Genomic DNA, 13,807 nt, shown 5'->3' on the forward strand with positions numbered 1-13,807 from the left:
GGAGATTGTATGAGGAAAAGTTACAGACGGACATGGCGCTGCATCATGGCGGCAGGGATAACAGTGGGAATGACAGCGGTGTTCCTGACCGGATGCGGCAGAGAGGCAGCCCCGAAAAAGCTGATGCACACGATGACGGAACGGCTTGCAAATGTGGAATCATTTACAAATACATTTGAGATGGATCTCAAAATGGAAGACGTCGTGCATTATACAAAAGTGACGATGGATATGACGATGGAGACGACGCTGGATCCGAAAGCCGGTCATGCGAAAGGACAGGCGGAAGTCGTGATGCGCGGAACGACATTGAACAGTGAGATGGAGATCTATCAGGTGGAAGAGGGAGATGTCGCCGCAACTTACAGCGGTATGGACGATCTGTGGGTAAAAGAGCAGACGAATGGCGCTGCTTCCGGTCTGTCTGTGGATACGGATCTGTTTGGAGAGATGACGGATTCAATTGAAGAATTCCGTCTGGCGGAGGAAACAGTGACTGTGGAAGAACAGGAATGTTATGAATTGTACGGGGATGTCACAGGAGAAGATCTGATCGGGCTTTTGGGGAGTCAGATGATCCATGGGTTCGGGCTGGTGGAACTGCCGGATGAGAATGCGATCCCGAATCTGGAGATTCCTCTGACATTGGATATTTATAAAGAAGAATTGCTGCCGGCCAGGCTGATCGTCGATATGACGGATGTGCTGAATACGTTGTATGATTCCTATGATGAACGTACCGATGTCAATGATTTTACGATCGAGCTTGTGTTTAAAGATTATGACAGGACCGGAGAGATCGTTGTGCCGCAGGAAGTGATTAATGCGGCAGAGGCAGGTTAAAAGATAATCTGAAAATGAGAGCGGCAATATAAAAGAGGAGGATTTAATCCCCCTCTTTTATATTGCTGATATCGCTGTCGATGACAAGTGAATAGTTCGTGTAATAGACAACAAATCCGGGCTTTCCGCCTTTTGGTTTTTTGACATGTTTCTTTTCTACATAATCAATTTCTACTTTTTCTACCCCGCGCATGCTGGAATAATAAGCGGCAAGTCTTCCGGCTTCTTCAAAGGTACGGTCGGGGAGTTCGTCTCCTCCCGATTTGACGATCACATGGGAGCCGGGAGCCTGTTTGGCATGAAACCACCAGTCGTTTCCGACAGCGAAGCCGAAAGTAAGTTCGTCGTTCTGAAGATTGTTTTTGCCGACGTACATATCATATCCGTCGCTGGAAATATAGTGCAGCGGTTTATTTTTGATCTTTACTTTCTTTTTTGTAAATTTTCTGCGCATATATCCGGCGGTGATCAGTTCTTCTTTGATCTCGGCGAGGTCATCTTCACTGCGTGCGATATCCAGAGCGGTACGGACGGATTCCAGATAAGCGATCTCTTCCTTTGTTTCTTTGATCAGATGGGAGAGCGCTTCAAAGGTCCGCTTTTGTTTTCCGTATTTATCAAAATAGCGTTTGGCATTTTCTTGTGCATTTTTTGTCGGATCTAACGGGATCGTGATCATTTCGTTGGTGTAGTAATTCAATGCTTCCATGGACTTGGCGCCCTCAGAAAGACCGTAGCCATATGTGTGGATGAGCTCGCCGTAAACTTTGTATTTTTCCCGGTTTTCGGTGTCGCGAAGCTGACGGAGCTGCAGGTCATATTTTTTACGGTTCCGCTCCAATGCAGTCTGGACGATGTGGCGCAGATCGGCAGATTTCTGTCGGATCCTTGTGATCGTGTTTTTGACGGCGTAATAATTTTCCAAAACTTGAGAAATGCTGTCGTACGCTGCCGCACGGTATTCTGAAAAATGAGTCAGCGGAAGCGCGGAAAATTCTTTCGGTTCCCGTCCGCTGTAATAAATCTGCGGCTGGAAATTCCCATCTTTGACTGCGGACAGATAAATAGAAAATTGATTGAATAAGTGCGTCAGCACATCTTCAGAGTATTCACCGGGCGGCAAAGCAGAATCCAGACCGGAGAGAAAACAGATCTCTTCCGCGGTGACCGGGCTGATGCCCGTAAAGCTTGTGTAGATCGCTTTGGAAAGGACTGTTGGTTTCTCCCGGAGTGTCTGGATGAAAGCGTCGCAGTCAACGGTGAGCGGATCTAATTTGGACTGGGTATCCGGGATGAAATACGTTCTTCCCGGCAACACTTCCCGCACGGAACTGACCTGAGCGGAAATGTGTTTGATACTGTCGATGATCGTACCGTCCTCTGTACAGAAGATCAGGTTACTGTGTTTGCCCATGACCTCCATCACAAGATCTTTCCGACATAAGTCGCCCATTTCGTCGAGGTGTTCGATCGTAAAGATCAGGATCCGTTCCAGCTTTGGCTGTCGGATATCGACGATCCGTCCGTTTGCAATATGCTTTCTGAGAAGCATACAGAAATTCGGCGCAGTCATCGGACTTGGTTTGTTGGATTCGGTTAAATATATAAGTGGGAGGGAGGCGCTTGCAGACAAGACCAGCCGTTTTTGTCCGGCGGGTGTCTTGACCGTTAAGAGAAGTTCGTCCGCTTCCGGCTGTGCGATCTTGGCGATCCTCCCGTTCAATAATTCTCTGCGAAGTTCGTGGGCAAGATTTGCCACAACGATTCCGTCAAAAGCCATAATTATATCCTCGCTTTCTTTTAGGCACTTGAACGACGTGTACAGAGACATATGCGGAGCGAAAAGAGGCTTGGATTTGCTCTTCATCGACCGTTTCTCCCTGTCCACCGACCCCGTTATTTTACCATAGTTTTCATCAAAACAGAAGAAACTTTAGAAAAAAGACAGAAAGCTGCGTAAATACGACATTTCTGAAAGTTATAAGATGTGAATTGATCTATGCGGATCGGTATTTTTGAGGAAAACAGAAGAAAAAGTTGACCGGATAGACCGGTGAGAGGTATAATGAACTGAATAAAAATCAGAGGGTGAACAAAATGATCAAAAGTATGACAGGCTTTGGAAGATGTGAGCATCAACTGGGAACAAGGAAGTTTACTGTGGAGATGAAAGGTGTGAACCACCGTTATCTGGATGTGAATATCCGGATGCCGAAAAAGCTGAATTTTTTCGAGACTTCGATCCGGTCGCTGCTGAAAACATATGCAAGTCGTGGAAAGGTTGATATCTTTATTACATACGAAGATACTTCGGAGAGTCAGGTGTCTTTAAAATATAATGCGGCGCTTGCCGGAGAATACGTTCGGTATTTCAAACAGATGGAAGAAGAATTCCAGATCCGGAATGATCTGTGCGCTTCGGTTCTGGCGCGCTGTCCGGAAGTTCTTACAATGGAAGAACAGTGTGAGGACGAAGAAGAACTCTGGAAAGGGTTAAAGGAAGCTCTTGTCGGAGCATTTTCGCAGTTTGTGGAGACGCGGACAGCGGAGGGGATGCACTTGAAAACGGATATTCTGGAGAAGCTTTCAGGAATGGAACAGCTGGTCGGACAGATTGAAGCGCATTCTCCGGAGATCGTTTCGGCATATCGGGCGAAACTCGAGGAAAAAGTAAAAGAACTTCTTGGTGATACCCAGATGGAAGAGGGGCGGATCGCAGCGGAAGTGATTCTGTTTGCGGATAAGATCTGTACCGATGAGGAGATCGTACGGCTGAAAAGCCATATCACACATATGCGGGATACGCTTGAGGAAAAAGAGGGGATCGGAAGAAAACTGGATTTTATTGCACAGGAGATGAATCGCGAGGCAAATACGATCCTTTCCAAGGCAAATGATCTGGAGATTTCCAATTATGCGATCGGTCTGAAGACGGAGATTGAGAAAATCCGGGAGCAGATCCAGAATATTGAATGATCAGGGAGAAACATGGACATGAATGAGAGAGGAATTCTGATTGTAGTTTCCGGATTTTCCGGAGCAGGAAAGGGAACGCTGATGAAGCGGCTTCTGGAAAAATATGAAGAGCGGTACGCGCTTTCCGTTTCTGCGACAACGAGACAGCCGCGCGAGGGAGAGTGCGACGGGATCGAATATTTTTTCAAAACAAAAGAAGAATTTGAAAAAATGATTGCGAAAGAAGAACTGATAGAGTATGCTAGATATGTTGAGAATTATTATGGCACACCGCGCGCTTATGTGGAGCAGATGCTGGAAGCGGGAAAAGATGTGATCCTTGAGATCGAGATCCAGGGAGCGCTGAAAGTAAAAAAAGCATTTCCGGATACGCTTTTGCTATTTGTCGTGCCGCCAAGTGCAGAGGAATTAAAGCACCGGCTTGTCGGTCGCGGAACGGAGTCGATGGAAGTGATCGAGTCCAGATTAAAACGCGCAGTGGAAGAATCCGACGGTATGGAGCAGTATGATTACCTGATCGTCAACGATGATCTGGAGATATGTGTGGAAGAGATGCATCAGATCATCTGCGGAGAACATCACAGAAGCAGCCGTAATATGGGATTCATACAGCAGATGAAAGAAGAATTGAAAGATTTGAAAGGAGAATAATACATTATGTTACATCCATCTTACACAGATTTGATGAAAGTGGTCAACAAAGACGTAGAGGAGGGCGAAACCAAAGTAGTCAACAGCAGATATTCTATCGTTCTTGCAACTTCCAAACGTGCAAGGCAGCTGATCGACGGAGATGTGCCGATGGTTCACGCGAAATCCGGAGCAAAACCGCTCTCTATTGCGATCGAAGAACTGGAAGAGGGACAATTGAAGATCATGGCTGAGAATGCGGAGGAAGCAGATGCACTTCAGGCAGAGACAGAAGAAGCCGCAGAGGCAGCTTTGAGCGAAGCGGAAGCATAGATCAGTCAGTCGATGACAAAGGGATTTCGAAAGAAATCAGGTGAAAAAGGCAGATGCACAGGCGGTATCTGCCTTTCCTTGTATAGGCGACGAGCCAAAGTCCGGGCTTGCTCGAGACCTTGGCGACTGCTTACAATCCAGGAATGTGCCTTTTGGCACTTCCGGTGATTTCGTTATATATTTTATGCGAAAAAGAATTGATACAAAAGGATAGGAGCTGAATGATGAAATTACTATTTATTTCACTTGGATGTGATAAGAATCTGACGGATACGGAAGTCATGCTCGGACTTCTGGCATCCAGAGGGTATGAGATGACGGATGATGAATGCGAAGCGGATATCATCGTGATCAACACTTGCTGTTTTATCCATGATGCGAAAGAGGAGAGTATCCAGAATATTCTGGAGATGGCAGAATATAAAAAAGAGGGAAGCTTAAAAGCGCTGATCGTGACCGGATGTCTGGCTCAGCGATACCGGCAGGAAATTTTGGATGAGATCCCGGAAGTGGATGCGGTTCTCGGAACAACGGCATACGATCAGATCTTAGATGCGGTGGACGAAGCGTTGAAAGGACAGAACAGCGTCCGGATGGAAGAGCTGCAGCGTCTTCCGAAAGTGGAAGCAAAACGGCAGGTGACGACAGGCGGTCATTTTGCTTATATGAAGATCGCGGAGGGGTGTGATAAGCATTGTACATACTGTATCATTCCGAAGATCCGCGGACGGTTCCGCAGCAGACCGATGGAAGAACTGATCCGGGAGGCGGAAGAACTGGCGGAGCAGGGCGTAAAAGAACTGATCCTTGTGGCACAGGAGACGACGCTTTACGGAAAAGATCTGTATGGTGAGAAATCGCTCCCTGTTTTACTGCGGAAACTTTGTAAGATCAGCGGACTGCGCTGGATCCGGGTACTGTACTGTTATCCGGAAGAGATCACCGATGAACTGATCCGGGTAATGAAAGAAGAGCCGAAGATCTGTCACTATCTGGATCTGCCGATCCAGCATGCCAACGATGATATTTTGAAGCGGATGGGCAGAAAAACATCCAAACAGGAATTGATCGATATCGTAGGGAAACTCAGAAAAGAGATTCCGGACATCTGTCTGAGAACAACGCTGATCACGGGATTTCCGGGGGAGACACAGGAGCAATATGAGGAATTGTACCGCTTTGTGTCGGAAATGGAATTTGACCGTCTTGGAGTCTTTACATATTCACCGGAAGAAGATACACCGGCAGCTCTGATGCCGGATCAGATCGAGGAATCCGTAAAAGAAGAACGTCAGGCGGAATTGATGGAACTGCAGCAGGAGATCGCATTTGAGGCGGCGGAAAATATGGTCGGAAAAGAAGTGCTGGTCATGATCGAGGGAAAAGTTGCCGATGAAAATGTATATGTGGGAAGAACTTATAAAGATGCACCGAATATCGACGGACTGATCTTCGTAGAAACCGGCGTGGAATTGGTGTCGGGAGATTTTGCAAAAGTGCGGGTGACCGGAGCATTGGAATATGATCTGATAGGAGGAATTGAAGAATGAATCTGCCAAATAAATTAACGGTTTTACGAATATTGATGGTACCTTTTTTTGTGTTTTTTATGCTGACCGATGTAGGCGGCGCGGCAAATAAGTGGATCGCGCTTGCATTATTCTGTGTGGCAAGTTTAACAGATCTTCTGGACGGAAAGATCGCAAGAAAGTATAACCTTGTGACAAATTTCGGAAAATTCATGGATCCGCTCGCTGATAAACTGCTAGTATGTTCCGCGATGATCTGTATGATCGAGACGAAAAAACTGGCGGCATGGTTTGTGATCGTGATCATTGCAAGAGAATTTATCATCAGTGGATTCCGTCTCGTCGCATCGGACAATGGCATTGTGATCGCGGCAAGTTACTGGGGCAAGTTTAAGACCGTTTCCCAGATGGCAATGATCATCGTTCTGATCGCAGACCTCGGCGGTGTATTTGATCTGATCGGAACAGCGTTGATCTGGATTTCTCTGGCTTTGACTGTGATCTCGCTTGTGGATTATATCGTGAAAAACAAACAGGTTTTGACACAGGGAGGCATGTAAGCATGAAAGGCTGTATGGAAGCGTATTCGCCGGAGGAAGAACTGGTCCGTCTGCTTGCAAAAAAGCAGATGACGATCACGACGGCGGAGTCCTGTACCGGCGGTCTGATCGCAGGAACGATCGTGAATGTGGCAGGCGCGTCGGATGTGCTGAATGAGGGATATGTGACGTACTCCAACGAGGCGAAGCAGCGTCTGGTACATGTGAAAGCAGAAACATTGGAGCGATTTGGAGCGGTCAGCGAGGAAACAGCGCGGGAGATGGCAGCAGGAGCAGCAAAAGCTGCGGGAAGTGATGTGGCCATCAGCGCAACCGGGATCGCAGGACCGGGAGGCGGAACAAAAGAAAAACCGGTCGGACTTGTATATATCGGCTGTTGTGTCGGAGAAGAAATCCGGGTGAAAGAGTGTCGGTTTTCCGGAACCCGTCTCGAGAACCGGCTTCAGACGGTGGAGACGGCTTTGCAGTTGGCAGTGGAAATGTTACAAGAGAAAATATAGTAGAAGAAAATAAGGAGGAATGTGTATGCAGATCAGACCGTTGACAGAGGCAGAGATGACAAGTGCATCGCAGTTGGTGCGTCAAGTGTTAGGAGAACATGTGGAAGCCACTTATCCGGAGGAGGCAAAAAGTGCGTTTTATGCATTTATCGAGCCGGAAAATCTGAACCGGATGCGTGCGGAAAATGAAGCGATATTGATCGGCTGCGGAGATGAGATGGGGCTGCATGCATGTGGTCTGATCCGCTCCGGAGGACATATCGGATTTCTGGCGGTGGAACCGGGATTTCAGCGGCAGGGGCTTGGCAAACAACTGTTGCATGCACTCTGTATGGCATGTTTTGAACAGTATTCCGTGACACGGATCACCGTAAATGCAGATCCGGAGATTCAGGCATTTTATCTCGCCTGTGGATTTGAATGCAGGGGAGATATGCAGACAGAGTCGGGCGTTTCATTCCTCCCGATGGAGAAAATGTTTTCTACGACAGACGTGGTGTCGGCGAAAAAACACACCGGTCTGATCGCGGCTCTTGTAGGCGGCAGTATACTGATCCTGCTGATCTTGATCGGATTGGTCATTTTTGCGGGAAAAAAGGTATCTACATATATGGATGACCGGAAAGAAGCGTCGGAAGTTGTGTGGGAGGAGGATGAAGAAGAATTCCGCACGCCGGAGGATGCCGGGGAGGATGGAGATATGTCCGATACAGATGAAAATGATACGGAAGCCGGGAATCCGGAAGAAGAATCGGAAAATGAGTGGGAGAATGGTCCGAGAGATTATGTGACGATCTTGGATGAGGATATGAAAGACGTAGAAGTCTATGTGGAAGAGGGGATTCCATACAGGCTGAAAGAGGAAGTCTATGCACTGGATGAATACAGCGGGGAAATACACCTGGAATTTAATGTACACTATCCGCAGATCAATAATCTTCCGCCGGAGACTGCGGCAGCGGTCAATCAGGAATTGCGGGATACCGCGATGCTGATGGCAGACGGATTATATCTGGAGCCGACGGAAGATATGGAACAGATGCTGGAGGAACAAAATGCTACATACTGTGCGAGCGAGGTCGGATATAAGATCACATATCTGAGTGAAGAATTGATCAGTGTCGTCTATGCAGATCATTATTTTCTCGGAAGCGCAATGGCGGAATATGCAGATCTCAGAACCGTGATCGTCAACTTGAAGACCGGGGAGGCAATCAAGCCGGAAGATACCTACAAGGCAGATGAAGCGATGGGAAAAGCATTTCATGACAGACTTTTGAAACAGCAGCCGGAAAATGAAGCCTTTTTGGAATTAGGCGATGATGTGTTTACACGGGCGCTGCAGGGAGAAGTCGTAGACGGCAGATATATGACGGGTATGGTATTGACAAAGACCGGTGTGCTTCTTCCGTTTACTTATCATTTCCGAAGCACGGACGGAAATATCATCTCACGCGGATGGGATGATGTAGAGTTTACAAAGGAAGAATTTATGACGTACGAAAAAGAGCATGAAATGTGGAAACTTGTAGAAAGTGACAATTGACGTACAGTCGATTTTATGCGACAATAATAGCAGTATGATGTTAAATAATTATCAACATTATGCCGAGAAAAATCATACATATTTGAAAGGAGTATTAACATGATTTATTCACATGAAGTAGAAATGATGTGTCCGGTAGCACAGGGTGCAAATCACGGACCGGCTCCGATTCCGGAAGAAGCAAAATGGGTAAAAGCAAAAGAAGTAAAAGATATTTCCGGTCTGACTCATGGTGTGGGCTGGTGTGCTCCGCAGCAGGGTACTTGTAAGCTGACATTGAACGTAAAAGACGGTATTATCCAGGAAGCGCTTGTAGAGACAATCGGATGTTCCGGTATGACACACTCCGCAGCTATGGCTTCCGAGATCCTCCCGGGAAAAACTATTTTGGAAGCGCTGAACACAGACCTCGTTTGTGATGCGATCAATACAGCAATGAGAGAACTGTTCCTGCAGATCGTATACGGAAGAACACAGAGCGCATTCTCTGAAGACGGACTTCCGATCGGTGCAGGACTGGAAGACCTTGGAAAAGGACTTCGTTCTCAGGTTGGTACAATGTACGGAACATTGGCAAAAGGACCTCGTTACCTGGAGATGGCAGAGGGTTATGTGACAGGAATTGCTCTGGATGAGCACGATGAGATCATCGGATACCAGTTCGTAAGCCTTGGAAAATTCACAGACTTTATCAAAGCCGGCGACACTCCGAACGATGCATGGGAGAAAGCAAAAGGACAGTATGGTCGCGTAGCTGACGCTGTGAAGATCATTGATCCGCGTAAAGAATAATCGGTGCAGCCGATGAAGGCGTAACGCGCCAGAATGGACGAAATTCATTCTGTATTCGCAAGGATGTATACAGGTAAAAAATCAGGAGGAAAATTAAATGGCTTTATTTGAATCATATGAAAGAAGAATTGATAAAATCAATGAAGTTTTGAACAGCTATGGCATTGCTTCTATCGAAGAAGCAGAGAAGATCACAAAGGATGCCGGACTTGATGTATACAATCAGGTTAAAGGAATCCAGCCGATCTGTTTTGAAAATGCATGCTGGGCTTACATTGTAGGTGCAGCGATCGCGATCAAAAAAGGATGCAAGACAGCAGCAGACGCAGCGGCAGCAATCGGAGAGGGACTTCAGGCATTCTGTATTCCGGGATCCGTTGCAGATCAGCGTAAAGTAGGTCTTGGACACGGTAACCTTGGAAAGATGCTTCTGGAAGAAGAGACAGATTGTTTTGCATTCCTGGCAGGTCATGAGTCTTTCGCAGCAGCAGAGGGTGCGATCGGTATCGCAGAGAAAGCAAACAAAGTTCGTAAGAAACCGCTTCGTGTTATCCTGAACGGACTTGGAAAAGATGCTGCAAAGATCATTTCCAGAATTAACGGATTCACTTATGTTGAGACTGATTACGACTACTATACAGGAGAACTGAAAGAAGTACAGAGAATCGCATACTCTGACGGACTTCGCTCCAAAGTAAACTGCTACGGTGCAAACGATGTTCGTGAAGGTGTTGCGATCATGCACAAAGAGGGCGTAGACGTGTCCATCACTGGTAACTCTACAAACCCGACACGTTTCCAGCATCCGGTTGCAGGTACATACAAAAAAGAATGTATCGAGCAGGGCAAGAAATACTTCTCTGTTGCATCAGGTGGTGGTACAGGACGTACACTTCACCCGGACAACATGGCAGCAGGACCGGCTTCTTATGGTATGACAGATACTCTGGGACGTATGCACTCTGATGCACAGTTCGCAGGATCTTCTTCCGTACCGGCTCACGTTGAGATGATGGGACTGATCGGAGCAGGAAACAACCCGATGGTTGGTATGACTGTTGCAGTTGCAGTTTCTATTGAGGAAGCGGCTAAAGAGGGAAAATTCTAAGAAACCCTGTAAAATCAAGGGCTATCGTGGTTCGTAATGTTCTGCGATAGCCTTAAATTTTGCCACGTAGCACACAAGTAGCACACACGTAGCACACACGAGGTAGCACACAAATTTTTAGGCATAAAAAACGGGCATCTGCAATATACAGACGCCCCTACGATACGGTTTTATGTAACGGTTATTTAATTTTTTTGAAGTTCATCAGAAGCGCTAAAGCAATAATCACGTGCGATCCGTATTGTTTTAGTTATTTTATTGTATTCTGTTAATAACCTATATGAGATTTCTTCATCTTTTGAGCATTCGCTTAAATCAGTCGTATTAGAATACTTCATAGCTTTTTGCCATGTAGGTGATATATTCCATTCATAAGTATCTACAAAACTATTAAGCATAAAAATAGCTTTTTCCAATTCATTATACGCATTGTCAATAGTTTCATTTAATTCAAACGTATTACTTTCTGTGGAATCATCTATTTCTTGAATCTCCTTTTCGTTTAAATCCTGTTCCTTACGATATTTGACAAGTATAAAGTGATACGCCTTGCAAAGAAAATCTTCATTTTCCATTTTCTCAACCATAGATATAATTTCTTTCTTGTAATCAATCATGTTAATTTCTCCTTTTCTTTCATCCGGGAGAATGTTACAATAAACATGCTCCCTTTAATTATTGTGGTTAGTGGTTACTGGGTGTTTGGGGCTTTATGATATTTGCGGTATCATAGAGCCTTTTTGATTGCTACAATCAATTTTCATCAACTCCTTTACTTTGTTATTTTCTCCATTTCTGCCCTTAATTGGTCAATGGTTCTATGGGTATATACTTTTTCTGTAATATCATCAATAGCGTGCCCTACAATTAATTTCAAGATATATTCATCTACATCGCAGGCTTTAGCTTTTGTAATAAATGTGTGCCTGGTTTCGTGTGGGCGGTGTGTCAATTTCAGATACTTCATAACTTTTTCAAAACGTTTTCGGTATTTATCATAAGTCATATATGTACCCTGCTGCCCGTTTGCATCATTGAATAAAAATTCTGACTGCATAGCAGTAGCTTCTTTTATACGGTTTTCTATTAACAGTTTTATTAGCGGATGAATCGGAACAATTCTATTTTTGCCGGCATCTGTTTTTAGACCGCCTAGCATAGTTCCGGCTTCAAGATTTATATCTGCGACTTTTAAAATAGCTAATTCTTGAGGTCGCCAACCGCTGTATATACTTATTAAGATCATGTCAGCAAACGCTATATTGTCTAGGTTGTCCCATAGCAAGAAAATTTCTTCCTGTGAGAATGGCACAACTTCCTTTGTTCTTGATCTCTTAATCGGGTTACCATTGGCAAACATAACAGAAGCGTAGTCCTTTTCGACAATATCGTGAGCAACAGCGTATTTGTACATCATATTGAATAAACTTTTAATTCTGCTTTTCGTGCTATCTCCAACTTGAGCATTTAATATAGTACCTTCTAGATGTGAGACTCTTATATCTTTCATTCTCATATCATAAAGACCGTTACAATAAGCGTATGCTGCCGTAACTGTTCTAACACTGGATGGATTGGAGAGAGTAGGAAAGTAGTTTTCGCTCCATTTCTCATATACTTCTGAAAAAGTAATACTATCTGCTTTGATGTCGTAAGGGTTTTCGTTATAATTTGCAAGTGCGATCATTGCATCCTCTCTATTTTGATAATATCCGATAGTAGAGCGTATTTGCTTTGATTTTCTTGTAACGGGATCTATTATCCATTTGTCTGTTTTCATTACTCTATAAGGCTTTGAGCGTTTCCCAGACATTTTATAGATCGTTCCATATCCGTTAGGTAGTTTTGTTGGTTTTCCGTTTCTAATGCGTGGTTTTGTACTACTAGGCATATTCATAGGATAACCGCAATTTGGACAGGTTATAGCCTTATCTGATACGTCATGCCTACATTCTGGACACTTTAAAAGAGCCATTTAATCACTTCCTTGTATTATATTGATCTTTCCATACTTTAAAAATTTCTTCAACTAAAAGAAGATTCATTCTGCTTAAATTCTCTATAGGAATCCCTTGAATATCGTATAGCGGTTTTCCATTAAACTCACCATTTTTTCTACCAAGATAAATAGAACGTTCTTTATTTATTAAAATAGAATTAGATTCAACGTCTAAATTCTCTATATAAGAAATGTTTCCTGTATCTTCGTCACGCTCCGGGTGTAGTGGTATTGTGAAATTTGGTTCTATATAATCTCTCAAATACCCAAGGAAAGATCCAAATAGATAAGTATCTGTCATGATAAAATTTAAGATATCCATTGTATGGTCATAATCATAAGCTTTTTTTAATGATTTTAGGGTGGCAATAGCAAAATTATTTAGACCAGTTATTTTTCCTATTTCTGCATTGTCTACAGAAGTATAGTTACTTTTTCCGAGGATATAATCAATGGATACATTATATATATCTGATAGCTTTTCTAGTTTTTCATTATCTATAGGCGGATATGATTGAGAATTTGAATGGGAGTCATAAACGCCAATTTCCCAAGTCCTATACGTTTTTGTTGTAACGCTTATTCTATCTGCTATAGCGCTTTGAGTATATCCGTTTTTAGTTCTTAGTTCTTTTAATCTCTTACACTTAATCGGTAGTTCGCTACTCTTTTTCATTATTTAAACCTCCAAAATAAGTAGAATAAAGGTAATTTACGTTTGTTATTGTTATCAGCTATTATAAAGGTACAACGAACGTTCGTCAAGTAAATTTGTTGATATTATTATATTTTTTGGAGGTATTTAGAATGAGAAACAAAGATATAAAAGATTATTTCAAATCTAAAGGTGTCCCGATGTGGAGAGCCGCAGAGCGTTTGGGGATTGCAGACAGTAATTTTTCAAGGATGTTGCGTTACGAAATTTCGGAAGATAAGAAAGCTAAGATTTTCAAGATTATTGACGAATTGGCAGCAGAATAAGGCGGTGAAA

General features: G+C 44.1%; 15 protein-coding genes. 11 read left to right on the forward strand and 4 right to left on the reverse strand.

Translation table 11 applies throughout. From position 1 onward, the window contains the following. Positions 1-9 precede the first annotated feature (9 nt). A complete protein-coding gene (locus I2H87_RS04650; RefSeq protein WP_195609423.1) occupies positions 10-843 on the forward strand; it encodes a DUF6612 family protein in 834 nt (277 codons plus the stop codon). Positions 844-886: 43 nt separating this feature from the next. Here the strand turns inward: I2H87_RS04650 and I2H87_RS04655 are convergent, their stop codons facing one another. Next, positions 887-2,623 (reverse strand): Rqc2 family fibronectin-binding protein, encoded by a 1,737-nt coding sequence (locus I2H87_RS04655; RefSeq protein WP_195609424.1) that lies wholly within the window; start codon positions 2,621-2,623, stop codon positions 887-889. Positions 2,624-2,940: 317 nt separating this feature from the next. Between I2H87_RS04655 and I2H87_RS04660 the strand changes: the two genes are divergently transcribed. From I2H87_RS04660 to I2H87_RS04700, 9 genes are all read left to right on the forward strand, one after another. Then, a complete protein-coding gene (locus I2H87_RS04660) occupies positions 2,941-3,819 on the forward strand; it encodes a YicC/YloC family endoribonuclease (protein WP_117549380.1) in 879 nt (292 codons plus the stop codon). Between the two features lie 18 nt (positions 3,820-3,837). Continuing rightward, the gene (gene gmk / locus I2H87_RS04665) at positions 3,838-4,470 is read left to right on the forward strand and encodes a guanylate kinase (protein WP_117549382.1); all 633 of its coding nucleotides are present in this window, start codon (positions 3,838-3,840) and stop codon (positions 4,468-4,470) included. A gap of 6 nt (positions 4,471-4,476) precedes the next feature. Beyond that, positions 4,477-4,782: a DNA-directed RNA polymerase subunit omega gene (gene rpoZ, locus I2H87_RS04670; protein ID WP_009268247.1), complete on the forward strand. Its 306-nt coding sequence runs from the start codon at positions 4,477-4,479 to the stop codon at positions 4,780-4,782. A gap of 224 nt (positions 4,783-5,006) precedes the next feature. Beyond that, complete coding sequence (gene rimO, locus I2H87_RS04675) at positions 5,007-6,332, forward strand: 30S ribosomal protein S12 methylthiotransferase RimO (protein ID WP_195609468.1); 1,326 nt, start codon at positions 5,007-5,009, stop codon at positions 6,330-6,332. Beyond that, positions 6,329-6,871 (forward strand): CDP-diacylglycerol--glycerol-3-phosphate 3-phosphatidyltransferase, encoded by a 543-nt coding sequence (gene pgsA, locus I2H87_RS04680; protein WP_009268245.1) that lies wholly within the window; start codon positions 6,329-6,331, stop codon positions 6,869-6,871. The genes rimO and pgsA overlap by 4 nt, the downstream gene beginning before the upstream one ends. A gap of 2 nt (positions 6,872-6,873) precedes the next feature. After that, positions 6,874-7,371 (forward strand): CinA family protein, encoded by a 498-nt coding sequence (locus I2H87_RS04685; RefSeq protein ID WP_022151935.1) that lies wholly within the window; start codon positions 6,874-6,876, stop codon positions 7,369-7,371. A gap of 25 nt (positions 7,372-7,396) precedes the next feature. Continuing rightward, positions 7,397-8,917, forward strand: a complete 1,521-nt coding sequence (locus I2H87_RS04690) for a GNAT family N-acetyltransferase (protein ID WP_195609425.1) — start codon at positions 7,397-7,399, stop codon at positions 8,915-8,917. Between the two features lie 99 nt (positions 8,918-9,016). Continuing rightward, positions 9,017-9,709 carry an iron-sulfur cluster assembly scaffold protein gene (locus I2H87_RS04695; RefSeq protein ID WP_009268242.1) on the forward strand — a complete coding sequence of 231 codons (693 nt, stop codon included), beginning with the start codon at positions 9,017-9,019 and terminating at the stop codon, positions 9,707-9,709. A gap of 97 nt (positions 9,710-9,806) precedes the next feature. Then, a complete protein-coding gene (locus I2H87_RS04700; RefSeq protein WP_009268241.1) occupies positions 9,807-10,817 on the forward strand; it encodes a GGGtGRT protein in 1,011 nt (336 codons plus the stop codon). A gap of 185 nt (positions 10,818-11,002) precedes the next feature. Here I2H87_RS04700 and I2H87_RS04705 read toward each other — a convergent pair whose 3' ends face one another. From I2H87_RS04705 to I2H87_RS04715, 3 genes are all read right to left on the reverse strand, one after another. Then, the gene (locus tag I2H87_RS04705) at positions 11,003-11,434 is read right to left on the reverse strand and encodes a hypothetical protein (RefSeq protein WP_195609426.1); all 432 of its coding nucleotides are present in this window, start codon (positions 11,432-11,434) and stop codon (positions 11,003-11,005) included. A gap of 155 nt (positions 11,435-11,589) precedes the next feature. Next, positions 11,590-12,792, reverse strand: a complete 1,203-nt coding sequence (locus I2H87_RS04710) for a tyrosine-type recombinase/integrase (protein WP_243273876.1) — start codon at positions 12,790-12,792, stop codon at positions 11,590-11,592. Between the two features lie 4 nt (positions 12,793-12,796). Then, positions 12,797-13,492 (reverse strand): helix-turn-helix domain-containing protein, encoded by a 696-nt coding sequence (locus tag I2H87_RS04715; protein WP_195609427.1) that lies wholly within the window; start codon positions 13,490-13,492, stop codon positions 12,797-12,799. Between the two features lie 131 nt (positions 13,493-13,623). Between I2H87_RS04715 and I2H87_RS04720 the strand changes: the two genes are divergently transcribed. Further along, positions 13,624-13,797: a hypothetical protein gene (locus I2H87_RS04720; RefSeq protein WP_195609428.1), complete on the forward strand. Its 174-nt coding sequence runs from the start codon at positions 13,624-13,626 to the stop codon at positions 13,795-13,797. Positions 13,798-13,807 lie beyond the last annotated feature (10 nt).

This window comes from Mediterraneibacter glycyrrhizinilyticus (assembly GCF_015560805.1).
Taxonomy (GTDB): domain Bacteria; phylum Bacillota; class Clostridia; order Lachnospirales; family Lachnospiraceae; genus Schaedlerella; species Schaedlerella glycyrrhizinilytica_A.